Below are 24,156 nucleotides of genomic sequence, written 5' to 3' on the forward strand. Positions count from 1 at the left end.
AGCACCACCGCACATCCGTAGGATGGGTGCAGCGCGGCACGCCGACCAAAAAAACACCCGCGCACAACGCGCGAAACCCATCAGCCCCCACCCAAAATCCAGACCCCGCCGGATGGCTACATCACCCCGCCGCCATCTCCAACATCGCGAACATCTTCAATATCGCCACCGGCAGCAACTTCCCCGATAGCTTTCTCTCTGACCCCATAATTCCCGACAACGGCCCCCGCGCCACCTCGGCAGACGCGGAATGCGCCATCTGCCAGCACGCGGCGCCCAGCTGGCCCGCCATCAGCGACTGCCTGGCCAACGTATGCGAACCATCAACCGCCGGCAATGCCTGCCAGGCGCTCGCCATATAACGGAAACCGGCCTTGGCTTCGTCCTGCAACACCAGCCACCGCGCCACCGTCGCCGCGTCGGCTTGAGACGCCGACAGGTTCGTCACGCCAAACAACTGGCCCGCCACTTCCCCGCTTGCCGTGTCGATCAACCGCGCGCACACCAGGCGGAACGCCGCATTCTCGCCCCGGCCCGGCAACGCGATCTCCGTTCCCGACGCCCACAGCGCCAGCGGCACGGGCTTGCCGTCCTGCTCGCTGACCAACCCCGGCATATCCCCCGGCTGGCCCACCGGCAAGTAGCCCACGCTCTTGCCGACGGCATTCAAATTGGTTGGGCATTCGTCCTGCACCACGCGCATGCCGCCCGGACAGCGCGCCACCCATGACGCGCCCTGCTCGCTTAGCGACTGCCACAACGCCGACGTGCCGGCTTCCAGCAGATGCACCAGCGGCAGGCGCGGCAACTGTTCGCCCAACCAGCGCACGCGCGCCTCCAACGCCGGGCCGGCATCCGCCAGGCCGGGCGCCGCGGGCGCGAACGACGTCAGCATGCCGTGAGCCAGCGCCAACTGCTGCGCCGGCGCCGCCAAGGCTACGCCGCGATCGCTCATCAACAAGGCCCCCATCAAGACGCCACCCGGCAAGGCCTCGCCTTTCATGCTGGTCTTGCCGTGCATGGCCAACAGGTGCCGGTTGCAGACGGATGAGAATTCACGCCGCACCATCGCCAAGGGCTCGTCAGCCAATGCCGCCAGGCTGGCGCCCGCGCCATCGCCCACATATTCACGCCAGGACGCACGCGCCTGCACACAAGCCGGGTCGCTATCCAGCAAGCCGATCGTGTCATCCAGGTTTTGCGCCGCCGCCACCGATGCGGAGCCGCCTTGCGGACGCAGGATCGCCGACGCCAGCAATTGCCTGCGGCGCGCGGGGTCAACCGCGTCCGCCTCGCGCGCGGCCGGCATCAGGGATGCCAGATCCGCTTCGCTGGGCGTATACAAGGCACGCGCGCGTTGAACCATCTGGAAGGCGCGGTCGATCAGTACGTCGGCGCGCGCCAGGTCCATGTGTTCAGGCACCTTCTGGCCCACCGACATATAGTGAATCGGCAAGCGATGGCGGATCGCCGTGTCCAGCGCCGCGCCCAGGCGCGTGGCTTCGTCCAGCTTGGTGATGATGCAACCGGCCACGTCCTCGCCCACCCCATTGCGGTAGGCGTGCGCCACTTCATCCAGGGTATCGCCCTGGCTGGCGGCATTCAGCACCAGCAGCCGGCGCACCGGCTTGCCCGCGTTGCACAGCATCGTGGCCTGTTCCGCCACCAGGCGGTCGCGCTGGCTGATGCCGGTGGTGTCGATCAGCACGATCTTGCGGTTGCCGAGCTCGGCAAGAATGCGGCGCAGCTCGCCCGCGTCGCGCACCGAATGCGCGGGCACGCCCATCAGGCGGCCGTAGATCTGCAACTGTTCAAGCGCGCCGATCCGGAACAAGTCGGTCGTCAGCATTGCAACCTGTTCACGGCCTTCGCGCGCCACGCAGCGGGCGGCAAGCTTGGCCAGGGTGGTGGTCTTGCCCACGCCGGTGGGGCCGACCAAGGCATAGACGCCGCCGGCCAGGAATTCGTCTTCGGAAGCGACCACGGGCAGGTGCGTGACCAGCTCATTGCGTGCCCAGGCTTGGGCGGCGTCGGCCGACAGGCCTTGCGGCAGGCGGTCGACCAGCGTGCGCACCAGCTTCGTGCTGAAACCGGCGTCAAGCAGACTGCGGAACAACGCAGCGGCGGCGGGCTCGCGGCCCGTGCCCTGCCGGCCGCCCCACAACAGGCCATCCATGCGAGTTTCCAGCGCGCCACGCAAGGCGCTGATGGCGTCCTCCAAACCGGTCGTGGTGTTTGCCGGCAGCGACGGTGGCGCCATGGGTGGCGCCTGGCGCAAGGGCGCGTCGGGCATCCGGGCCATCGACGGCGCGGCCGCGGGCGCGTAGGCGGGCGTCGCCGCCGTTGCGGACGCACGCGGCACATAGGCAGGCGCCGCGGCAGGCGTGGACGCAGCAGGCACATAGGCGGGCGCCGTCGCAGGTGCGGACGCAGCCGGCACATAGCCGGGCGCCGTCGCAGGCGTCGCCGGCCGGGCGGGCGGCAAGGCTGGCAGTTCGACACGGGTCGCCGCGCCAGTCAGCGGCACAGCGGGCTGCACGGCGATGGATGGGGCAGCAGCTGGCGCGGGGGCAGGATGCGGCATGGGCGCCTGCTGCGCGGGCGACGGGTGTAGCGACGCAGGCGCAAGCGCTGTGGGATGGGGTATGGCGGATTGAGGTGCATCGACGCCGTTCGACGCCGGCATCGCATCCATTTCCGGCATCGCGGACGAGGCAAAGGCCGACTGGTACGCAGCGATGGAGCGCGACGGCGTTGAGAAGTTGGTCTGCGGCATCGGCGCCTGCGCAGGCGACGGCGTCGAGTAGCCGGTCTGCGGCCTCGGCGGCGGCATGGCTGCATGCGTGGGCTGCGGCATGGCCGACGGCATGGCTGCATGCGTGGGCTGCGGCATGGCCGACGGCATCGGCTGCGGCGTGGCCGCGGGCGCGGGCGCGGGTTGACGCGCCTCCCCGGCCGGCGCAGCGTACGCCGACGCCTCGCGCGGCGGCGCTTCCGACGCCGCATCCTCGAACGCGCCGTCCACCGTGGCCAGCACTTCCACCCCGCCATCGACGCTGCGGTTCGACACGATCAACGCATCCGGCCCCAGCACCTGGCGCACCTGGCGCATCACTTCACGGCTGTTCGCCCCGAAAAAGCGGCTTATCTTCATTGCCCGTTGCTCCCGCCGATCAGCGCGGTCACGCGGACCATGCGCTCATCGGGTATTTCCGTATTCGACAACACGCCCAACTGCGGCAGATGGTGTCGCAAGAAGCGCGACAGCGGCGCGCGCAAGATCGGCGACACCAGCAGCACTGGCGCATTGCCCTGCGATTCCTGGCGTTCGACGGCGGCTTGCGTTTCGCGCAGCAAGGTATCGGCCAGACCCGGCTCCAGGCCGCCACTGGTGGTCATCGCCTGTGACAGCACCCGCTCCAGCTTGACGTCCAGCCCAATCACCCGCAGTTCGCCCTCGCCCGGGAACCATTGCTGCGTGATAGCCCGGCCCAGCGAACGGCGGACCAGCATGATCAGCTCGTTGATGTCGGGCTGACCGCCGGTGCCCGCCGCCTGCGCCGCCAGGCGCGGGCCGTGCTCGGACAGCGTATCGATAATGGTGCGCATGTCGCGGATCGGCACTTCTTCCGACAGCAGGCCTTGCAGCACCTTCTGCAAAGCGGTCAGCGACAGCGTCTTGGGCACCAGGTCTTCCACCAGCTTGGGCGCGTCGCGGCCAATGCGGTCCAGCAACTGCTGCACTTCCTGGCGGCCCAACAGGTTCGAACCGTGGCGGTGCATCAGATGGTTCAAGTGCGTGGCCACCACCGTGCCCGCGTCCACCACCGTATAGCCCGCCACTTGGGCCTGATCGCGCAAGCCCCCGTCGATCCACAGCGCGGGCAAGCCGAATGCGGGGTCGGTCGTGGGCGTGCCCTTGATCTGTACCGTGACGCCGCCCGGGTCAATGGCCAGCCATTGGCCCGGCATCGCCACGCCCTGCCCCACTTCAACACCCGACAGCAGGATGCGGTAATCGTTCGGCTTCAGTTCCAGGTTGTCGCGAATGTGCACCACCGGCGGCAGGAAGCCCACGTCCTGCGCGAACTTCTTGCGCAGGCTGCGAATGCGATGCAGCAGTTCGCCGTTCTGGGCGTGGTCCACCAGCGGAATCAGCCGGTAGCCCACTTCCAGCCCCAACTGATCCACCATGGACACGTCGTCCCAACTGGCCTCGGCGGCCGCGGCCTGCGCCTGCGTGATCGCTTGCGGCGGCACCTCTTCGGCGGCTTGCGCGGCGGCCAGGCGGCGCTTGTGCAGCATCCAGCCGCCCCAGCCCAGCGCACCGGCCAGCGTCAGGAAAGCCACGTGCGGCATGTTGGGAATCAGGCCCATGATGCCGATGATGCCCGCCGTCAGGAACAGCACGGCCGGGTTCGAGAACAGCTGGCTCATGATCTGCTGGCCAACGTCCTGGTCGGTGGACACGCGCGACACCACCACGCCGGCGGCCGTCGAGATCACCAGCGCCGGGATTTGCGCAACCAGGCCGTCGCCGATGGTCAGCAGCGTGTAGACGCGGCCCGACTCGGCCATCGACATATCGTGCTGGGCCACGCCCACGATCAGGCCTCCAATCACGTTGATCACCATGATCAACAGGCCGGCGATGGCATCGCCGCGCACGAACTTGCTGGCGCCGTCCATCGAGCCGAAGAAGTCCGATTCCTGCGAGACTTCGGCGCGGCGCTTGCGCGCTTCGTCTTCGCCGATCAGGCCGGCGTTCAGGTCGGCGTCGATCGCCATCTGCTTGCCGGGCATCGCGTCCAGGGTGAAACGCGCGCCCACTTCGGCGATACGACCCGCACCCTTGGTGATCACGATGAAGTTGATGATGGTCAGGATCACGAACACGATGATCCCGACCGCGAAGTTGCCGCCCACCAGGAAGTGGCCGAACGCCTCGATCACCTTGCCCGCCGCGTCGGGGCCGGTGTGGCCGTTCAGCAGCACGACCCGCGTGGACGCCACGTTCAACGACAGGCGCAGCAAGGTCGCGAACAGCAGCACGGCCGGAAAGGCGGCGAAGTCCAGCGGCTTGCGCGTGAACATGGCCACCAGCAGGATCATCACGGACAGCGCAATGTTGAAGGTGAACAGCAGGTCCAGCAGGAACGTGGGCAGGGGCAGCACCATCATGCCCAGCACCATCACGATCAGGATCGGCCCTGCCAGAAGCCGCGCATGGCCGGCCCCGCTACTCTTCAACATGGTGAGCAAAGCGCTCATTCCTTAAACTCCTTGTGCTGCGGTTGATGCCTGCGGGTCCAGCGCTGCGGGCACGGCCAGTTTGGTCGGGACCGACGGCTCGGCCCCCCATCCTGAACGCCACGAACGCAGTTGGAAGACCCACGCCAGCACTTCCGCCACCGCGGTATATAGCTCGGCCGGGATTTCTTGCCCCAGCTCGACGTGTTGATGCAATGCGCGCGCCAGGGGCGGCGCTTCCAATGTGGGAATACGGTTCTCGGCAGCCAGTTCGCGGATCTTCGCCGCGATCAGGCCCGTGCCCTTGGCGATCACGCGCGGGGCGCCGCTCTTGTCTTCGTCATACTTCAACGCCACCGCGTAGTGCGTCGGGTTGGTCACCACGACGTCCGCATTCGGCACTTCCGACATCATGCGGCGGCGCGCGGCCTGGCGCTGCTGCTGGCGGATGCGCGCCTTCACGTGCGGATCGCCTTCGCTTTCCTTGTGTTCCTGGCGCACGTCTTCCTTGGACATGCGCAGCTTCTTCAAATGGCTCCAGATCTGCCAGGGCACATCCAACAGCACAATCACCAGCAGGGACGCCACGATGAAGACGCAGCACAGCGCCACCAGCGACAGCGCCTTGATCAGCGCAGCCGACGGCGCCACGTGCATCAGGCCCATCATCTCGTCGTGATAGCGCCAGATGACCCAGACGGCCACGCCGCCCACCAGCAGGGCCTTGGCCAGCGCCTTGATCAGTTCCACCACCGTCTGCGACGAGAACATCCGCTTCAGGCCGGCAAACAGACTCAGCTTCGAAAAATTGGCCTGCAGGGGCTTGCCGGAGATCACGATGCCGCCCAGCAACACGCTGGACAGCACGGCCACCACCATCAGCACGCCAAACACCGGCAGCAGCGTCATCAAGGCGTGGCCAAAGCCGATCACCGCCTGTTCAACCATCACGCCGGGGTCCGTCACAATGCGCTGATCGAACGCCAGGCCGTTGTGCAACACGCCGCTCAGGCCCTGATACAAAGACCCGCCGCCGGCCCAGATCATGCCCACACCGGCGGCCAGCATCATGAACGTGCCCAGTTCCCGGGAACGCGCAATCTGCCCCTCCTCGCGCGCCTTTTCCAGGCGCCTGGGAGAGGCTGCTTCGGATTTCTCGAGGTCGCTTTCTTCAGCCATGCTCTGCGGTTCTGTTGCGGCTCGCGGATTTTCGGATTACGAGCCGCCCGCCGAGATTCTAGGATCGCCCGGGCTTGGGCGATAAGCCAAGAAGCGGGAATAAAGCGGTGCTATTCCGCGCTGCGCAGCATGGCGGCCGGCACGGCGCCATCCAGGGCCGCCTCGAAGCTGACGTAGTCCAGCCCGATGCGGACCGCGCCCCAGTGTTCCGACCCCAAATACAGCGGGATCGAAATGTCGTTGATGATCTCGCCGGTATCGCGCGAATAGGTCTGGAAGAGCATCGCGCCGGTGTTGGCGGCCAGCCGGGCGCCCACGGGGTCGTCAAAAATCCGTTTGTGCCGCGACCGCGCGATGTCCACCTTGGGGTCGCCCGTGGGCGGGTGCGAAAAGCAGCCGTTGTGGGCAGGCGCGTAGCCCCGTGCATCGACCACCAGCGTGTAGATGCCGCCCGGCACCGCCTCCAGCACGCCGTCCAGCAGCTGCGTCAAGGCGTCGTCGATGGCCCGGTCATAGCGCGTGTGGTAGCGCGGCGGTTCGCTGCCGGCAATGCGCTGGTAATGACGGTCGAACACATCCACGCCCCGGCGGCGGGCGTCGTCCAGCAGACGCTGCGCCGCGGCCTGAAAACTCTCCAGTGTTTCGCACAGCCGGTCAAACGCCGTCTTGCCCGTGCGCACGTCGGCCAGCACTTCCTGCACACTTTCCGTCTGGCGGCGGATACGGTCGATTTCATTCGACATGCTGCCCACGCGCTCCAGCACGTCGGCACTCAACGCGGCAATGCGCCCCACCTCCTCGCTCATGCCGTGGTTGGTGGCATCAACCTCGCCGATGGCCTGCACCACCTCGTTCACCTGCAGGTTCATGCTGCCGAAGTCACGCACGAAGCGCTCGAAATCGGTGCAGGTGCGGTCCAGCACGGCGCCGGAAGCGTCCACGTCTTCCCGCAGCGTGCCGGTCTGGCGCTGGGTGGTGTCCACCAGGTCCAGCATTTCGACGGTATGCCGACCGATATCATTGGTGGCGGCATTGACCCGTTCGGCCAGACGGCCCACTTCACTGGCCACCACCGCGAAACCGCGCCCCGCATCCCCTGCCCTGGCCGCCTCGACGCCCGCGTTCAAGGCCAGCAACTGGGTTTGCAGCGCAATGTCCTTGATCAGCTTGCTGATGTCGGCCACCGAGCGCGCGCGCAGGGTCAACTGGCCCACGACTTCGGTAAAGGCGGCCATCTCGCGGGTCATCCGGTCTACCCGCGCCTTCACCTCCGACAGTTCGGACAAGGCCTGCTCGGCGGCGTGCAGGTTCTGGCCGGACACGTCGGCAATCTGGCGCGCATGGGTCGACGTGGACGTGGACAGGGCCGCAATCTGCGCGCCGCTGTCGGCCAGTGCACCCGCCGCGCGCGCCTGCTCTTGCGCCAAGACCGAGCAACGCCCCGCCTGGTATTGGGTACGCGCCGCGTTCAAGGCGATTTCGATACTGGATTGCCGCACGGTGACGATGCGCCCGCGCATCCGCGCCAGGAAACGATGCAGGGAGAAAACCGCGGGGCTGAGGGAAAGGGTACGTTCGGACAGCGTGCCGTCGCCCCGGTTCAAGCGGCGTAGCAGTGCCCACATACCGCCCAGGCGGAATACGGATCTGGCCATGATGGACCTCCTTGTGCTGGCCCGGATCGCCTTCTGTGGGCGTCCGTTGCCTGGCGCGCGGCGCGCGCCTTGTCTCGTACTGCAAGGCCCCCCTGCTTATTCTTCTAGGCACGCGCCACCGGCGGCCAAGCCGGCCGGCGCGATGGGTCGATCAGAACCCCAGGCTGGCCAGCAGGTCGTCGACCTGGTCCTGGCTGGTGACGACGTCCGTCTTGCCTTGCGGACTGATCTGCGGTCCGTTCAACAGGCTGTTGGCTTCGTCGCGGCGTTCCTGCGGCACGTTGTCCAGCAGCACCTGCAGCAGTTCGCGTTCAATCGCGCCCACCACGTCCATCATGCGCATGATGACCTGGCCCGTCAGGTCCTGGAAATCCTGCGCCATGATGATTTCCATCAACTGGGACTGGGTCTGCTGCGTCTGCTTGGGCACGTCCGCCAGGAAGGCGCGCGTGTCTTTCACCAGTTCGCGCGCCTCGGGCAATTCCAGCGGCTGGTCGTACCACTGCTGCCAGCGGCTATCCAGCGCCTGCGCCGAGCGCGACATGCCGTCCTGGATCGGGCCGGCCTGCTCGGTCGCGTTCAGCACGCGGTTGGCGGCCTGCTCGGTCATCTGGGCCACGTAGCGCAGGCGATCGCGCGCATCGGGGATGGCATTGGCCGCATCTTTGATCGCCTGATCCAGACCCAGTTCGCGCATGCTGTCGCGCAGCATGCGCGTCAGCGAGGCAATTCGATGGATCAGATCAGGGTTCTCGGCGGCGGCTTCAACTTGTTCCGTGGGGCTCATTGCTCACCTCAGCCGGCAATTTTCTCGAAGATCTTGTTGAGCTTTTCTTCCAGCGTTGCCGCCGTGAAAGGCTTAACCACGTAACCGTTGGCGCCGGCCTGGGCCGCCGCAACGATGTTTTCCTTCTTGGCTTCCGCCGTCACCATCAACACCGGCAACGAGGCCAGCGATGCGTCGGCGCGGATCTGCTTGAGCATTTCCAGGCCGTCCAGGTTGGGCATATTCCAGTCGGACACGACGAATTGGAAGCCGCCGTTACGCAGCTTCTCCAGCCCGATCGCGCCATCCTCGGCTTCGTCCACGTTCTCGAAACCCAGCTCTTTGAGCAGGTTGCGGATGATTCGTCGCATGGTGGGGAAGTCATCCACCACCAGAATCTTGATGCCCTTGTCTACCATCTTTCACTCCAGAAGAAATTTGCTTGAGATCGATCGTGGGTGGCAGACGCGTCAGACGCGGTGCCCACGGTCGCCCAGGCGAGTCAGAATGCGTTCGCTAATCGCCGACAGCGCAACCACTTCATCCACGGCGCCCATGGCGATGGCTTCGCGGGGCATGCCGAACACCACGCAGCTGGCTTCGTCTTGCGCGATGGTGTGCGCGCCCGCGCGATGCATGGTCAGCATGCCGGCCGCGCCGTCCTTGCCCATGCCGGTCAAGATGACGCCGATGGCGTTCTTGCCGGCGGCCACGGCGGCGGAATTGAACAACACGTCCACCGACGGGCGGTGGCGGTTGACGGGTTCGCTGGCTTCAAGCTCGATCACGTAGTTGGCGCCGCTGCGGCCCAGGCGCATGTGGGTGTCGCCGCCCGGCGCCAGGTACACGTGGCCCGGCAGCACGCGGTCGCCGTGAACGGCTTCGCGCACTGTCACCGCGCACAGCGCATCCAGCCGCTGTGCGAACGAACGGGTGAAGCCGGCCGGCATGTGCTGCGTGATCAGGATGGCCGGGCTGTCCGGCGGCAAGGGTTGCAGCACTTCGCGGATGGCTTCGGTGCCGCCCGTGGACGCACCCACGATCACCAGCTTTTCCGAGCTGGACAGCGGGCGGCGCAACATCGGCGCGGGCGCGGCCTGCGCCGAATGCGGCGTGGGCGCGCGCAGCTTGGCGCGCGAGGCCGCGCGGATCTTGTCCGCGATGATCTCGGTGTATTCCAGCAGGCCGTCGCGGATGCCCAGCTTGGGCTTGGTTACGAAATCGATCGCGCCCAGTTCCAGCGCGCGCAGGGTGATTTCACCGCCGCGCTCGGTCAGGGACGACACCATGACCACCGGCATCGGCCGCAGGCGCATCAGCTTTTCAAGGAAGTCCAGCCCGTCCATGCGGGGCATTTCCACGTCCAGCGTCAGCACGTCGGGGTTGTGGCGCTTGATCAGGTCGCGCGCCACCAAGGGGTCGGGCGCGGTCGCGACCACTTCCATATCAGGTTGGCTGTTGATGATTTCAGTCATCAGCCCGCGCACCAACGCGGAGTCGTCCACACATAAAACGCTTATTTTTTTCATTGTCTGCTGCCTTGGCCGGTTCAGGCCTTACTCGCACATTCGTAGACGGTCTGCCCGCGCAGACGAAAATCCCGGCTGATGTAGGTGAAGTTCTCGGAGTGCCCGGCAAACAGCAGGCCGCCCGGCTTGAGCAGCGGCGCAAAGCGCTCCAGAATCTTCGCCTGCGTCGGCTTGTCAAAATAAATCATCACGTTGCGGCAGAAGATCACGTCGAACTTTTCGTTGATCGGCCACGACGGCGCCAACAGGTTCAAGGTTTCGTACCGCACCATGTCGGCAATCTCGGGCCGCACGCGCACCTGGCCGGCGTTGGCGCCACGGCCTTTCAGGAAGAAGCGGCGCAGGCGCTCGTCTTCCATCTTGGCAACGCGTTCGGCCGGGTAGACGGCGGCGCGCGCCCGGTTCAGCACATTGGTGTCGATGTCGGTGGCCAGCACCGTGGACGATGCCGCGCGCGGGCCCAGGGCCTCGACCAGCGTCATCGCAATGGAATACGGCTCTTCGCCGGTGGACGCGGCACAGCACCACACCGACACGGGGCCGCCGCGCTTTTGGGCGAACTCGGCCAGGATCGGGAAATGGTGCGATTCGCGGAAGAAGGCGGTCAGGTTGGTCGTCAAGGCATTGACGAATTCTTCCCACTCGTGCGCGTCGGGTTCGTGTTCCAACTGGTCCAGATAACTGCCGAAGTCCTGGCGGCCCAGGGCGCGCAAACGCCTGGCCAGGCGGCTGTAGACCATTTCACGCTTGTGCGTGCCCAGCGAGATGCCCGCGCGCGCGTGGATCATCTTGCGGACGCGGGAAAAGTCCGCGTCGCGAAAATCGAATTGGCGGTCCACCGAAACGGACGGCGCCTGGGTTGCCGCAGTTGCCACGCGATTCCTCAGTGCCCAAGCGCAAGCGCATCGGGCGATTGCAAACGTGAGTCTTCATCGGACGAGCGCACCGAAGACAGGCGCTGCGCCGGCACTTCGATGACTTCGCCCGCATTGATCTTGAACACCGCCACGGCTTCGGCCAGGCGTTCGGCCTGCTCCTGCAAGGAGCCCGCCGCGGCGGCGGCTTCTTCCACCAGCGCCGCATTCTGCTGCGTCACTTCGTCCATCTGCGACACGGCGCGGTTGACCTGGTCGATACCGCTGGACTGTTCTTCGGACGCCGCCGAGATCTCTCCCATGATGTCCGTCACGCGCTTCACCGACGCCACAATCTCTTGCATCGTCGCGCCGGCGCGTTCCACCTGCTGCGAACCCGCGCCCACCTTGGTGACCGAGTCTTCAATCAAACCCTTGATTTCCTTGGCGGCCTGCGCGCTGCGCTGCGCCAGCGAGCGCACTTCGCCCGCCACCACCGCAAAGCCCTTGCCCTGCTCGCCCGCGCGCGCCGCTTCCACGGCAGCGTTCAGCGCCAGGATGTTGGTCTGGAAGGCAATGCCGTCAATGACGGAAACGATTTCCGAAATCTTGCGCGAGCTGGCCGAAATCTCTTGCATGGTGGTAACCACTTCGGATACCGCCGAACCGCCTTTTTCAGCCACGTCCGACGCGCTGGCCGCCAACTGATTGGCCTGGCGCGCGTTGTCGGCGTTCTGCTTCACGGTGGACGCCAGCTCTTCCATGGATGCCGCGGTTTCCTCAAGGGATGCCGCCTGCTGTTCCGTGCGGCTGGACAGGTCCGTGTTGCCGGCCGCGATTTCATGCGAGCCCACGTTGATTTCGTCCACGCCACGGCGCACCGTTGCCACCGTGCGCGTCAGGCTTTCCTGCATGCGTTTCAGGGCGGCGAACAACTGGCCAACTTCATTGGTGTTGCGCGCGTCCACCCGGGCGGTCAGGTCGCCACCCGCGATGCGGTCAAAGTGCTGGCCGGCTTCCTTCAAGGGCTGCAGCACGCGACGGCGCAGGAAAACATAGGTGGCGAACACCAGCAGCGCGGCGATCACACCGCCCGCCGCCACCGCTATCAGCACGAATTGATAGCGCACCTGGGCCACGTCATGCGCGTCCATCATCTTGCTGGCGCGCCAGAAATCAAAGGCTTCGATGGCGCGTGAAAAGCGCCCTTCCAGCGCGTCCTGCACCGTCTGAACCTGCTTCTGGTAAGCCGGCATGTCGGCCTTTTCCAGGGCGGCGACCAGCGGATTCAAGCCTTGCTGCACCAGCATGGCGTAGGCCGCTTCAATTTCCTTCAGCGACTCGACCGCGTCCGGAGGCTGCGGCAGGGTCTTGTAGTATTCGAATTCCGCCTGGCCCTTGTTCATGGACGCCTTGGCGCGTTCCAGCAAGCCGGTGGCTTCCGCCGACAGGCCCTGCGTCAGCAAGGTGGCTTGGCCCACGTTGCTGACGATGTCCGCATAGTTGGCGGCGGCGGCGCGGCCCAGGCCGCTCATCGTGTCCTTGTAGCTGGACACGACCCGGCTCACCGCGTCATTCAGTTCCTGCGACTGCTTGATCTCGGCCAGGGTCCCATTGCTGATGCGCAGGGACAACACGCCAAGCGCCGCCCCAATCACCAACATGAATGAGAAGAACGCCAGCACCCACAACAGGCTGCTGCGTATCGTCATGTTCGCGAAAAACTTGCGCATCTCAAGAACCACCCTTTGACTGCAATCGTTAAAGGAAAGCGCCACATCGCAATGAATATGGCGCCTCTACCCCGCGTTCCGGTCAAACTCCGATCAGGAGGCAACCTTCTCCACCAGCGCCATTTCATCGCTGGTCATCATCTTCTCGATATCGACCAGGATGAGCATGCGCTCGTCCACCGTGCCCAGGCCGGTCAGGTATTCCGTGGACAGCGTGGCGCCGAATTCCGGCGCCGGACGAATCTGGCCGGCGTTCAACATCAGCACGTCCGACACACCGTCAACCACGATGCCGACCACGCGGCGATCCAGGTTGAGGATGATGACCACGGTCTGCTCGTTGTAGTCAACGCGGCCCAGGTTGAACTTGATGCGCAGGTCGACGATGGGAACGATGATGCCGCGCAGGTTCGTCACGCCCTTGATGAAGGTCGGAACGTTGGCGATGCGAGTCACCGTGTCGGCGTCGTAGCCCCGGATTTCCTGCACTTTCAGGATGTCGATGCCGTACTCTTCGTCGCCCAGCGTGAAGACGAGGAATTCGCTGCCGACATCTTCGTTGCGCGCGGATTGCGCTTGCGGTTTGGCTGCCATGATTTTTAATGCTCCATCAATTCAAAATGGCTTCGGGCTGCGACCAACGTTCACGGTTGGCGCGCGCAAGCGCAAATACGTCGACAATCAGGGCCACGCTGCCATCACCCAGGATGGTGGCCGCCGAGATGCCGGGGACCTTGCGGTAGTTGGACTCAAGATTCTTCACCACCACCTGGTGTTGGCCGATCAGGTGATCCACCAGCAACGCAAAACGGCGGTCTTCGGCCTGCATGATGACGGCGATGGCCTGCGTGGGGTCGGTCTGCGCCTGGCTGACCGAGAACACGCGGTGCATTTCCACCAGCGGCAGGTATTCGCCGCGCACATGCATCACGCGTTCGTTGCCCGCCACCGAATAGATCTGGTCATTGGTCGGTTGCAGCGATTCCGTCACATGGTTCAGCGGCAGGATGAAGGTTTCCTCACCCACGCGCACCGACATGCCGTCCAGAATGGCCAGCGTCAACGGCAGCACGATGCGGGTCGTGGTGCCGTTGCCCGGCTCGCACGACAACTGCACATGGCCGCCCATGTCCTGGATGTTCCGGCGCACCACGTCCATGCCGACGCCACGGCCCGAGATGTCGGTAACCTTTTCGGCGGTGGAGAAGCCTGGCGCGAAAATCAGTTGCCAGATTTCATCGTCAGGCGAATTCTCGTTCACGGCCAGGCCCTGGGCCATGGCCTTCTTCAGGATCTTTTCGCGGCTCAGGCCGCCGCCGTCATCGCTGACTTCAATGACGATGTTGCCGCCATTGTGTTGCGCGGACAGCACCAGTTGGCCGACCGGGTCCTTGCCCGCGGCAATACGCTTTTCGGGTGTTTCGATGCCGTGGTCCAGGCTGTTGCGCACCAGGTGCGTCAGCGGGTCGATGATGCGTTCGATCAGGCTCTTGTCCAGCTCGGTGGCGCGGCCATACGTTTGCAGTTCGATCTGCTTGCCCATCTTGCCGGCAATGTCGCGCACCAGGCGGGGGAAGCGGCTGAACACGTAGTCCATCGGCATCATGCGGATCGACATCACCGCTTCCTGCAGATCGCGGGCGTTGCGTTCCAACTGCTCCATGCCGTTCAACAGGCGGTCATGCAGGACGGGGTCCAGCGTGGAAGCCGTTTGCGCCAGCATGGCCTGCGTGATGACCAGTTCGCCCACCAGGTTGATCACCTGGTCGACCTTTTCGACGCCCACGCGAATGGACGTCGATTCCTTGTCGGCATGCGCGGGCGCGGCCGGACGCGAAGCGCGCGAGGCGGCTTGCGTGATGGCCTCGGTCGCGGCGGCGGTGTCCGCCACGGTGGGCGTCGGCTCAACCGGGGCCGGAGCGGGCGCAACGGCGGCTGCCGCGACGGGCGCGGCGGCGGCGACCGCCACCGGTTCGGCGGCAGCCACGGCCACCTGGCCGGTGGGCGCCGCTTCGCGGGTGATGCTGAGCTGATCGCCGTCCACGATGAAGCAGCACACCGCTTCAATGTCGTCCGGCGTGCAGGTGCTGTCCATCCACACGGTCAGGGCGCCATCGGCTCGTTCGCTTGCGCGCACGTTGCCCAGGTTGCCCATTTCTTCCAGCAGGGACGCGGCGTCCTTGTCGGACACCTTGGTGATCCTGACCTTGAGCGGCAGGTCGCCGGCATCGGCCGCGGGCGGCACGGGTTCGGGCGCGACGACGGGTGCCACGACAGGCTCGGGAGCCGGGGTGGGAGCCGGAGCGGCCGCCACGGGCGCGGGCACGGGAGCCGTGGGCGCGGCCGCGGCCGGGTCCTTATGCTCCAGCGCCAACTGCCTCAAGACAGCGCAGATACGCTCAAACACGGCTTCATCGGGCTCTTCGGAGGCCCGATAGGCATCCAGTTGGCTTTTGAGCACGTCTTTCGTTTCCAAAAAGATATCAATCATGTCCGTACGCAGCGCCATTTCGCCACGGCGGATTGCGTCCAGAAGGTTTTCCAGCAGGTGGGTCGTGCCCGCCAACTGCGTAAAACAGCCGAATGTCGCCGCGCCGCCCTTGATCGAGTGGGCCGCGCGGAAGATGGCATTGAGCTGTTCGATGTCGGGAGAACCCACGTCGAGTTCAAGCAGCAACTGCTCCATCTGCGCGAGCAGCTCGTCCGCCTCATCGAAAAAGGTCTCGTAAAACTGACTGAGGTCCAAACCAGAACTCATGACCCGTACGCCTTCATAAATGAACCTGCTTTACGCGCCGGCCTGCTCATCGAGCAGCTCGGTCGCCAATTCCACCAGCACATCGGGGTCGACCGGCTTGGACAGCCAGCCACAAACGCCCAGATCCCGAGCGGCCATTTTGCTATCCACATCGTCCTCGGTGGTCAGCACCAGCACCGGCACATCCAGGTACTGGTCCAGTTCACGCAGGCCTTGAATCAGCTCCAGCCCGCCCTTGACGGGCATGTTCCAGTCGCTGACCACCAGGTCCACCTGGTGGCTCTTGGCCACTTCCAGCGCTTCCTGGCCGTTGCCGGCCGTCAGCACTTTCCATCCCGCGCCCGTCAACGTCGCCTGCACGATCATTCGCATCGTCGCCGAATCGTCCGCCACCAGAATCGTTGCCGCCATTGCTATCGAACCCCTTCGGCGGGCGGCGCATTCGCCGCTTCACCTTGTTTGGTTACCGTCCCGGCCTGGGCGCCGGCTTGCGCCGCCTCCACGGCCGTCCCCACCTCGCGGGCATCTTTGGCGCTGATGTCCGCCGCGGCGGCGTTCTCGCTTTCGATGCGCTTTTGGGTGTTCATATTGAGCACCACGAGGCTGATACGTCTATTAACGGCTGCATACGGATCATCTTTAACCAGACTCATGCTGGAAGACAGACCCTGGATGCGCATGACCTTGCTTTCGTTCATGCCGCCGGCCACCAATTCCTGGCGCGAGGCATTGGCGCGGTCAGCCGACAATTCCCAGTTGCTATAGGCGCGTTCGCCGCGCGCGTACTGCGACGCGTCGGTGTGGCCCGAGATGCTGACCTTGTTGGGCAGCTCGTTCAGCACCGGCCCCAGCTCGCGCAGGATGTCGCGCATGTACGGCTGCACTTCGGCGCGGCCGGTGGCGAACATGGGGCGGTTCTGGTTGTCGATGATCTGAATGCGCAAGCCTTCGGTCGTCAGGTCGATCAGCAGTTGCGGCCTGAAGCTTTTCAGGACGGGGCTGGTCTCGATGACGTTCTCAAGGCGCTTTTTCAGGTTTTCCAGGCGGTGCTGCTCGCGCCGTTCGGCGTCGCCCATGGGCTGGGACTCAACCCGGTTGCCCTGACCCTTGCGGACATCGCCCTCGCTGCGCAAGGGGTCACGCCCGCCGCCCGGCACCGCGCTGGTTTCGGCCGAGCTGCTGGGGCCGCCCGTGATCGCCACGCGCAGCGGCATGCGGAAGTATTCCGCGATGCCCTTGAGTTCTTCGCGTGGCACGATGCTGATCAGCCACAGCACCAGAAAGAACGCCATCATCGCGGTAATGAAGTCGGCGTAGGCGATTTTCCAGCTTCCGCCGTGGTGTCCGCCGCCCTTGACCTTCTTGCGGCGGATCACCACACGGTGGTTGTTTACCGTGCTCATGGCCCGCTCCGTCAGGCCTTGCCGGTCGACTTGGTTTGCCGGACGTGTTCTTCCAGTTCACCAAAGGTCGGACGCACGGACGAGAACAGCACCTTGCGGCCAAATTCCACCGCCAGTTGGGGCGGGTAGCCGTTCATGCTGGCCAGCAGCGTGGTCTTGATGCATTCCAGCACTTTCATGGCTTCGTCGTTGCGGCGTTCAACCCGCGAGGCCAGCGGCCCCACGAAACCGTACGCCAGCAAGATGCCCAGGAACGTACCGACCATGGCCTTGGAGATCAGGTCGCCCAGAATGGCGGGCGGCTGATCCACGGCGGCCAGCGCCTTGATCACGCCCAGCACCGCGGCCACGATACCGAAGGCCGGCAGACCATCGGCCATCTGCTGCAGCGCATGCGCGGGCACTTCGCGTTCATGGCGATAGGTCTCGATTTCCTCGTCCATGAGCGTTTCGATTTCAAACGAGCTCATGTTGCCGCTGATCATGATGCGCAGGTAGTCCGTAATGAACTCCATGAGCTTCGCGTCTTTGGCGATGCGGGGATATTCGCTGAAGATCGGGCTGGACGCCGGATCCTCGATGTGCGATTCGATGGCCATCAGGCCTTCACGGCGCGCCTTGTTCAGCAACACATACAAGAGAGCCATCAGCTCCATGTACACATCTTTGCTGTAGCGCGAGCTTTTCAGCGCGTCGGGCAGCGCCTTCTTCACCAGCATCAGCGACTTTTTGCTGTTGCCGGCCAGAAAAGCCCCAAAGGCCGCACCAAAGATCAGCGTCAGCTCGAAGGGCTGGTAAAGCGCGCCCAAATGGCCGCCCAGCGCTATGAAGCTGCCGACGACCGACACGATCACCACGAGAAAACCGATAACAATCAACACATCAGGCCCCTGCCAACGAAGTCTAAAACTAGCGTCAATGATCCCCTGTTCCCCCCGACCCAAAAAGGCGGGTTACGGGGAGTTTTCCAGGGCTTTTGATGTATTTGGACGCAAACTGCGCGCGTCCGGTCAGGGACGGGCGTCGCCAAAGAGAGGCGCGGGACGGGTGCCGGCGCGCGCTTTGGCCGCTGCGCGCGTCTTGCCGGCGCGAGGTGGCGGACGGCAGATCGCGCACACAAAATCCGATTGCGGATCGTGGGCGTGGGCAATGAAATGGCCGCCGCATTGGCGGCAGGCGGACAGCTGCAGCATGCCGCTGTCAAAGAAGCGCACTAGCATCCAGGCGCGGGTGAAGCTCAGCACGGGCTCGGCGCTTTCGGCCGTATCCAGGCCGGCGTTTTCCAGGTAGAGGCGATAGGCATCGATGATGGCCCGTATACCCTTGCTGCTGGTGCGCGCGTTCAAGAACGAATAAACGTTGTAGAACAGCGACGAGTGGATGTTCGGCAGCCAGGTCATGAACCAGTCAACCGAGAACGGCAGCATGCCCTTGGGTGGCGAGCAACCGCGAATTTCACGGTACAAGCGTGCGAGGCGGTCGTGGCTGAGGCTGGTTTCAGCTTCCAGAACCTGTAACCGGGCCCCCAGGGTAATCATGGAGCTGGCAAGCAGGATGTCGTCCGCTTCCTGAGATACGCTTTTGGAGGCCATTACGCGAGTCCGAGTGGGTGGTCGAGCGGCCGTCAGGCCAGTTCTTCAACAGGTTGCTTGGCCAACAGGATCGTTGCGTGGGCTTGTTGCAGCGCACCACCCAGCACATCGTGGGTCAGCGCGGACAGCAGGCTGTAATCATCAAAGCGGAACCGGCACAACAGCGAGCTGGAGCTGGCCAACTTCACCAATTGCGCCGGTGACAGACGCATCAGAATATCGGCAACTTCGTTGCTGAATCCCAAACGAAACATGGATGCTGCATAGTCATCACGCAACATACGTTGCGCAAGTAACAGGTATGACAGATTCACTTCACGAATATCTGCCAGCAATGAATTTTCGACTTGTTGCACGCCCTACTCCCTATCCCTAATCCCACCCACGGGGGCTCTATGACCAAAAGCACCGACGCCTTAATAGCGCCTGAATGCTGCTGCATCCTGTTTTAATGCGAAATGTATCATTTGTTCGCAATTTAAGTAAAATTTACCACAGGTGATGTCATTTTCTATGACTTATATGACAAATCTTTGTTGATATTGCGCAACCTGTGAGTTTAGATACACATTGACATAGAAACTCGTGACGAATTTACGTCAATTTGGCAAATAAGCATTCAAAACATTGCGTACTTCCGCGAATGAAATGTTGTGTTGTGCCGACAATGACACCTTGCCGATCACTCAATCCTGGTCGCTTTAGCGCAGCCGCGCGTTTGTCGACAATGTCGCAAATTGACAACGTTTGACGATGCGTCACGATGGATACAGCCTGACATTCCCGCAATGCCCCACGCAGATGACAGCTTGGTCGAATATGCCCCGCTAGTGCGGAAGCTGGCCCTGCAATTGCTCGCCCGGCTACCCGCCAGCGTTGAGCTCGACGACCTGATACAGGCCGGCATGATCGGCCTGCTTGACGCCGTAAGGCGCTATCAGGAAACCGCAGACGCCCAATTCGAGACCTACGCCACGACCCGTATCCGTGGCGCGATGCTGGACGAGCTACGCGGCCAGGACTGGCTGCCGCGCAGCGTCCGCACCAAGGCGCGCAAAATCGAGCAGGCCATTCAACAGCTGGAACAACGCTTGATGCGCGCGCCTTCCGAGGCCGAGATCGCCGCCCAGCTTGAAATGCCGATCGGGGAATACCAATCGCTGCTGCACGACGCCCAAGGCGTGCAGATCGTGCATTACGAAGACTTCACCACCGAACCCGATTCCGCCTCCGGCCAATCCGACTGGACCGCGACGCTGAACCACGGCTCGGCCGGTGGCAACCCGCTGGATGCCCTATTGGCTGGCGACTTCCGCCAGGCGCTGGTGCAGGCGATTGACGCGCTGCCTGATCGCGAAAAATTGTTGCTGTCGCTGTGTTACGAGCAAGGGCTGAACTTGAAAGAGATCGGCGCCATCATGAATGTGACCGAGGCACGGGTGTGCCAACTGAGGTCGCAGGCGACCGCGCGGATCCGGGCCAAGCTGAAAGAAATGGCCTGGCAGGAGCTGCCGCTGGAAGGGCAGATCGCGCAGATCATTTGATGGGTCGATTTCGCGACAGGAAACTCCCCCGGAAATCCATCGCTGTTCGGGCCATATAGCCGAACGCCACGCTGATAGCCTTTCGCACAGCTCACTAATCCGCAAGCAGTCGCGTTCAAACCGCGCGCCGCCCCTTTTCCTGGAATTTCGCAATGACCGCAGCCGATCATTTGACTCAGGCCATCTCCGACGCCTACGACGAAACCCCCTATATATCGAACGCATTCGCGTACACGTCGCCGGGCAACCTGCGCGCAGTGGCAAGCCTTTATGGCTTGGCCGCGCCCGCGCTTGAGAGCGCCCGGGTACTGGAACTGGGCTGCGCCGCGGGCGGCAACCTGCTTCCCTTCGCGCTGGCCTATCCCAACGCTCGCGTCGTCGGCATAGACTTGGCGCCGCACCAGATCGAGGCGGGCCAACAGGTGGCGGAAAAGACTGGCGCCCGCAATCTGGACCTGCGCGCAATGAGCGTGACCGATGTCACCCCTGAATTGGGCGTGTTCGACTACATCATCTGCCACGGCGTGTTCAGCTGGGTTCCGCCCGAAGTCCGCGACGCCATCCTGCGCATCTGCCGCGAAAACCTGGCGCCCGAAGGTGTTGCCTACGTCAGTTACAACACCTACCCAGGATGGAAAGCCGCGGACGTGGTCCGCGATGCCATGATCCTGAACAGCTTTGGCGCGCAAACCGCCCAAGAGAAGCTGGCCAGCGCCAAAGAGATGCTGGACCTGTTGGAAAACGGCTTGTGGCACAACAATCCGCTGCAGTCGGCTCTGCAAGGCGCGGCGCACAAACTTCGCGGACAGTCCGACCACTACCTGCTGCACGAATACCTGGAAGCGATCAACACGCCTTGCTACTTCCTGGAATTCGCCGCTGCCGCCCAGCAGGCCGGGCTGGCGTATGTGACGGACGCCGAACCGCATCTGACCTTCGCTTCCACCTACGGCAGCAAGGTAGCGCTAGGCCTGAACGGTTTGTCGGCCAAGGGCAACCGCGAAATGCGCGAACAGTATCTGGATTTCGCCGTGGGCCGCTCTTTCCGCAAAAGCCTGCTGGTGCATGGCGAGCGCGCTGAAAAAATGCTGGAACAACCCGAAGGCACGGCGTTCAAGGCGATGCACTTCGCCACGCGGCTTGACGCCGCCGCCGCCTCGCCTGGCGCCTCGGCGGAACATCGCCACTACCTGACCCCCAACGGCGCGACACTCAGCACCAAAGACCCGGCCATGCTCGGCATGATCGACGCGATGAACAAGGCCTGGCCCCGCTCGCTGCCGTTTGACGCGCTGCTGGACATTGCGCGCGCGCACAATCCGGGCATGCAAGGTGAGAACCTGGCCAATGCGGTCTATATGAACCTGATCACGCTGGTGCAATCCAGCGCCGTGCATTTCCGCATGGAACCATCGTCCTACCTGGCGCCCGACAGCAAGCCCGCTTTGATCCCGGGCGCCCGCGAACTCCTACATGAAGTAACAAGCACGGTATGCCAAGTGGGCATGTACAACCTGTGGCACCAACCCGTAACGCCGCCTGCCGATGCATTGGGCCGATTCGTCGCCCTGCATATGGACGGCTCGCGCAGCGTGGCGGAGCTTCGCACCCTGACGCGCGACACCCTGACGTCCGGACGCACGCCCCACCCCAACGGCGAGTCTTATAAGGGTGCGCGGAATCTGGAACCCGTCGCGCAGGAATTCCTGAATGCCTTGCTGGCCGAATTGCGTCGCACGGGCCTGCTGGTGAATTGACGCTTACAACTTCCGCGGCCAGCGCCTTATGGGCAAGCGCGGGGCAAGCGCCGGGCAAGCGCCGCGAAACCGCCCCATAAAGCCAACATATTTACGATTGCCGAAAAAAAAGCCTAAAGATTGATTTGGGACTGCCGTAATCCTGACAACGGAGAAATTCGAAGACGCAAGAAAGCGAATTCTCCCGTTAACACGATGGGCGGCCCCGCTGCCCGGTTTGAAGAAGCCTTTCTCTCTTGGGAGCCTAAACATGGCTGCAGTCATTAATACCAACTACTTGTCGCTCGTTGCTCAGAACAACCTGAACAAGTCGCAATCGTCCCTGGGTACCGCCATCGAACGCCTGTCGTCGGGCCTGCGCATCAACAGCGCCAAGGACGACGCTGCCGGTATGGCCATTGCCAACCGCTTCACCGCGAACGTCAAGGGCCTGACCCAAGCCGCTCGTAACGCCAACGACGGTATCTCGCTGGCTCAGACGACGGAAGGCGCCGCCTCCGAAGTCAACACCCACCTGCAACGTGTTCGCGAACTGTCGGTGCAAGCCGCCAACGGCAGCTACTCGCAAGAACAGCTGAACTCGATGCAAGACGAAATCAACCAGCGTCTGTCGGACATCGACCGTATCTCGGAACAAACCGACTTCAACGGCGTGAAGGTTCTGTCGGATTCGGCCAAGCCCCTGACGCTGCAAGTTGGCGCCAACGACGGCGAAACGATCACCCTGAACCTGTCGGAAATCAGCGTCAAGACGCTGGGTCTGGACGGCTTCAACGTCAACGGCTCGGGCGTGACCCAAAACCGTTCGGCCACCGTGTCCGACCTGCAAGCTGCTGGCGGTACCGCCGTCGGTAACGACTGGACCGTCACCACGACGCACGCTGCTGCCACGGCTGACCAAACCTTCGCCAAGCTGGAAAACGGCAACACCGTCAGCGTTGGCACTGGCGCCACCGGCGTGACCTACACGTACGACGCCGCCAACAAGAACTTCACGTTCACCGACAAGTCGGCTTCGAACGCTGGTGCTGTTACGGCTCTGGCGACCTCGCTGCGCCCGGCTACCGGCACCGCCACCGGCACCTACACGCACGCCAACGGTTCGTCGTCGACGTCGTTCCAAGTTGACGCGACGGGCAAGGTTACGGTCGGCGGCCAAGACGCCTACCTGGACGCCGCCGGCAACCTGACCACCAACAGCTCCAGCGCCACCGCTGCTACGCTGGAAACGGTCATGACCGCCGCCTCGAACAACACCGGCGCCGCCGGCAACTCGTCGGTGTCCATCGGTGGCAAGACGTACTCCAACACGGGTACGGCTGCTCAACTGTCCTTCACCAACACCATCGCTTCGGATGCACTGCTGGCAGCGGTTAATGCCAACACCACCGCCGGCGACGTGATCATCACGCTGGGCCAAGGCATCACCAGCGCCAACGTCACCTTCACCAGCGGCGCGTCGACCGACACGTACGTTGACGACAAGGGCACGTTCACCACGACCAAGACGTTCGACACGACCTACACCGTTGACCCCAACACGGGCAAGGCTACGGTCAAGAGCGGCACGGGCACGGGCGACTACGAAGCCAAGGTTGGTGCTGAAGCCAAGGTCAACAGCTCGGGCAAGCTGACCACGGAAGACACCAGCAAGGGCACGAAGACCACCGATCCGCTGAAGACCCTGGACGCCGCCTTCACCAAGCTGGACAAGCTGACCGGCGAGCTGGGTGCTGTGCAGAACCGTCTGGAATCGACGATCTCGAACCTGAACAACGTGGTCAACAACCTGTCCAACGCTCGTTCGCGTATTCAAGACGCCGACTACGCCACGGAAGTGTCGAACATGTCCAAGGCTCAGATCCTGCAACAAGCTGGTACCTCGGTTCTGGCGCAAGCCAACCAAGTGCCGCAAACGGTTCTGTCGCTGCTGCGTTAATTCTCGGCAAAGACACGAACCCGCGGGGGAAACTTCGGTTTCCCCGGCTGGCGGCCAGTACCGGTCCTTCGCGCCGGGCCTGGCCATCTCAAGAAACCCGCTTTCAGCGGGTTTTTTTTCGTCTGTCGCGCCTAGCGGGCTCTTTCGGGAAAGTGGCGCGGAATTCCGACGCTGATTCACGGAATGAAGGACGGGGG

19 protein-coding genes are annotated in these 24,156 nt (G+C 63.8%); 3 read left to right on the plus strand and 16 right to left on the minus strand.

The features are described 5' to 3' along the window. Positions 1-121: 121 nt before the first annotated feature. The 16 genes from flhF to flhD all read right to left on the minus strand — a co-directional run bounded on the left by flhF (position 122) and on the right by flhD (position 19,075). On the minus strand, positions 122-3,154 hold the full coding sequence (gene flhF, locus WBR68_RS24015) for a flagellar biosynthesis protein FlhF (RefSeq protein ID WP_230695448.1): 3,033 nt from the start codon (positions 3,152-3,154) through the stop codon (positions 122-124). After that, positions 3,151-5,271: a flagellar biosynthesis protein FlhA gene (gene flhA / locus WBR68_RS24020; protein ID WP_050450355.1), complete on the minus strand. Its 2,121-nt coding sequence runs from the start codon at positions 5,269-5,271 to the stop codon at positions 3,151-3,153. The genes flhF and flhA overlap by 4 nt, the downstream gene beginning before the upstream one ends. 3 nt (positions 5,272-5,274) lie before the next feature. Further along, positions 5,275-6,429: a flagellar biosynthesis protein FlhB gene (gene flhB / locus WBR68_RS24025; RefSeq protein ID WP_050450354.1), complete on the minus strand. Its 1,155-nt coding sequence runs from the start codon at positions 6,427-6,429 to the stop codon at positions 5,275-5,277. Positions 6,430-6,539: 110 nt separating this feature from the next. Beyond that, positions 6,540-8,054 carry a methyl-accepting chemotaxis protein gene (locus WBR68_RS24030; RefSeq protein WP_230695491.1) on the minus strand — a complete coding sequence of 505 codons (1,515 nt, stop codon included), beginning with the start codon at positions 8,052-8,054 and terminating at the stop codon, positions 6,540-6,542. A gap of 181 nt (positions 8,055-8,235) precedes the next feature. Then, the gene (gene cheZ / locus WBR68_RS24035) at positions 8,236-8,871 is read right to left on the minus strand and encodes a protein phosphatase CheZ (RefSeq protein WP_050450353.1); all 636 of its coding nucleotides are present in this window, start codon (positions 8,869-8,871) and stop codon (positions 8,236-8,238) included. An 8-nt stretch (positions 8,872-8,879) separates the two neighbouring features. After that, a complete protein-coding gene (gene cheY / locus WBR68_RS24040) occupies positions 8,880-9,269 on the minus strand; it encodes a chemotaxis response regulator CheY (RefSeq protein WP_043545108.1) in 390 nt (129 codons plus the stop codon). A 51-nt stretch (positions 9,270-9,320) separates the two neighbouring features. Continuing rightward, on the minus strand, positions 9,321-10,379 hold the full coding sequence (locus WBR68_RS24045; RefSeq protein ID WP_127184309.1) for a protein-glutamate methylesterase/protein-glutamine glutaminase: 1,059 nt from the start codon (positions 10,377-10,379) through the stop codon (positions 9,321-9,323). A 20-nt stretch (positions 10,380-10,399) separates the two neighbouring features. Continuing rightward, entirely contained in the window at positions 10,400-11,254 is an 855-nt protein-coding gene (locus tag WBR68_RS24050; protein ID WP_050450351.1) for a CheR family methyltransferase, read from the minus strand. An 8-nt stretch (positions 11,255-11,262) separates the two neighbouring features. Beyond that, complete coding sequence (locus WBR68_RS24055) at positions 11,263-12,966, minus strand: methyl-accepting chemotaxis protein (RefSeq protein ID WP_050450350.1); 1,704 nt, start codon at positions 12,964-12,966, stop codon at positions 11,263-11,265. 93 nt (positions 12,967-13,059) lie between these two features. After that, positions 13,060-13,560, minus strand: a complete 501-nt coding sequence (gene cheW / locus WBR68_RS24060; RefSeq protein WP_006219029.1) for a chemotaxis protein CheW — start codon at positions 13,558-13,560, stop codon at positions 13,060-13,062. Positions 13,561-13,576: 16 nt separating this feature from the next. Then, positions 13,577-15,724 carry a chemotaxis protein CheA gene (gene cheA / locus WBR68_RS24065; protein ID WP_230695449.1) on the minus strand — a complete coding sequence of 716 codons (2,148 nt, stop codon included), beginning with the start codon at positions 15,722-15,724 and terminating at the stop codon, positions 13,577-13,579. 30 nt (positions 15,725-15,754) lie between these two features. Continuing rightward, positions 15,755-16,135, minus strand: a complete 381-nt coding sequence (locus WBR68_RS24070) for a response regulator (RefSeq protein WP_050448967.1) — start codon at positions 16,133-16,135, stop codon at positions 15,755-15,757. Positions 16,136-16,137: 2 nt separating this feature from the next. Next, positions 16,138-17,127, minus strand: a complete 990-nt coding sequence (gene motB, locus WBR68_RS24075) for a flagellar motor protein MotB (RefSeq protein WP_050448968.1) — start codon at positions 17,125-17,127, stop codon at positions 16,138-16,140. Positions 17,128-17,138: 11 nt separating this feature from the next. Beyond that, positions 17,139-18,008, minus strand: coding sequence for a flagellar motor stator protein MotA (motA, locus tag WBR68_RS24080; RefSeq protein WP_046806435.1), 870 nt, complete (start codon positions 18,006-18,008; stop codon positions 17,139-17,141). 129 nt (positions 18,009-18,137) lie between these two features. Continuing rightward, the gene (gene flhC / locus WBR68_RS24085) at positions 18,138-18,719 is read right to left on the minus strand and encodes a flagellar transcriptional regulator FlhC (RefSeq protein WP_050448969.1); all 582 of its coding nucleotides are present in this window, start codon (positions 18,717-18,719) and stop codon (positions 18,138-18,140) included. Between the two features lie 32 nt (positions 18,720-18,751). Continuing rightward, entirely contained in the window at positions 18,752-19,075 is a 324-nt protein-coding gene (gene flhD, locus WBR68_RS24090; RefSeq protein WP_006219025.1) for a flagellar transcriptional regulator FlhD, read from the minus strand. Between the two features lie 432 nt (positions 19,076-19,507). Between flhD and WBR68_RS24095 the strand changes: the two genes are divergently transcribed. The 3 genes from WBR68_RS24095 (at position 19,508) to WBR68_RS24105 (ending at position 23,959) form a co-directional block, all read left to right on the plus strand. Beyond that, positions 19,508-20,263 carry an RNA polymerase sigma factor FliA gene (locus tag WBR68_RS24095; RefSeq protein WP_050448970.1) on the plus strand — a complete coding sequence of 252 codons (756 nt, stop codon included), beginning with the start codon at positions 19,508-19,510 and terminating at the stop codon, positions 20,261-20,263. Between the two features lie 152 nt (positions 20,264-20,415). Beyond that, complete coding sequence (locus WBR68_RS24100) at positions 20,416-22,020, plus strand: methyltransferase regulatory domain-containing protein (RefSeq protein ID WP_050448971.1); 1,605 nt, start codon at positions 20,416-20,418, stop codon at positions 22,018-22,020. Positions 22,021-22,270: 250 nt separating this feature from the next. After that, a complete protein-coding gene (locus WBR68_RS24105; RefSeq protein ID WP_050448972.1) occupies positions 22,271-23,959 on the plus strand; it encodes a flagellin N-terminal helical domain-containing protein in 1,689 nt (562 codons plus the stop codon). Positions 23,960-24,156 lie beyond the last annotated feature (197 nt).

Source organism: Achromobacter sp. JD-1, assembly GCF_038594925.1.
Lineage (GTDB): Bacteria > Pseudomonadota > Gammaproteobacteria > Burkholderiales > Burkholderiaceae_B > Achromobacter > Achromobacter spanius_C.

Coding starts and splice junctions, on each gene's coding strand:
- flhF (WP_230695448.1), bottom strand. CDS start 3,154: ATGAAGATAAGCCGCTTTTTCGGGGCGAACAGCCGTGAAGTGATGCGC.
- flhA (WP_050450355.1), bottom strand. CDS start 5,271: ATGAGCGCTTTGCTCACCATGTTGAAGAGTAGCGGGGCCGGCCATGCG.
- flhB (WP_050450354.1), bottom strand. CDS start 6,429: ATGGCTGAAGAAAGCGACCTCGAGAAATCCGAAGCAGCCTCTCCCAGG.
- WBR68_RS24030 (WP_230695491.1), bottom strand. CDS start 8,054: ATGTGGGCACTGCTACGCCGCTTGAACCGGGGCGACGGCACGCTGTCC.
- cheZ (WP_050450353.1), bottom strand. CDS start 8,871: ATGAGCCCCACGGAACAAGTTGAAGCCGCCGCCGAGAACCCTGATCTG.
- cheY (WP_043545108.1), bottom strand. CDS start 9,269: ATGGTAGACAAGGGCATCAAGATTCTGGTGGTGGATGACTTCCCCACC.
- WBR68_RS24045 (WP_127184309.1), bottom strand. CDS start 10,379: ATGAAAAAAATAAGCGTTTTATGTGTGGACGACTCCGCGTTGGTGCGC.
- WBR68_RS24055 (WP_050450350.1), bottom strand. CDS start 12,966: ATGCGCAAGTTTTTCGCGAACATGACGATACGCAGCAGCCTGTTGTGG.
- cheW (WP_006219029.1), bottom strand. CDS start 13,560: ATGGCAGCCAAACCGCAAGCGCAATCCGCGCGCAACGAAGATGTCGGC.
- cheA (WP_230695449.1), bottom strand. CDS start 15,724: ATGAGTTCTGGTTTGGACCTCAGTCAGTTTTACGAGACCTTTTTCGAT.
- WBR68_RS24070 (WP_050448967.1), bottom strand. CDS start 16,135: ATGGCGGCAACGATTCTGGTGGCGGACGATTCGGCGACGATGCGAATG.
- motB (WP_050448968.1), bottom strand. CDS start 17,127: ATGAGCACGGTAAACAACCACCGTGTGGTGATCCGCCGCAAGAAGGTC.
- flhC (WP_050448969.1), bottom strand. CDS start 18,719: ATGGCCTCCAAAAGCGTATCTCAGGAAGCGGACGACATCCTGCTTGCC.
- WBR68_RS24095 (WP_050448970.1), top strand. CDS start 19,508: ATGCCCCACGCAGATGACAGCTTGGTCGAATATGCCCCGCTAGTGCGG.
- WBR68_RS24100 (WP_050448971.1), top strand. CDS start 20,416: ATGACCGCAGCCGATCATTTGACTCAGGCCATCTCCGACGCCTACGAC.
- WBR68_RS24105 (WP_050448972.1), top strand. CDS start 22,271: ATGGCTGCAGTCATTAATACCAACTACTTGTCGCTCGTTGCTCAGAAC.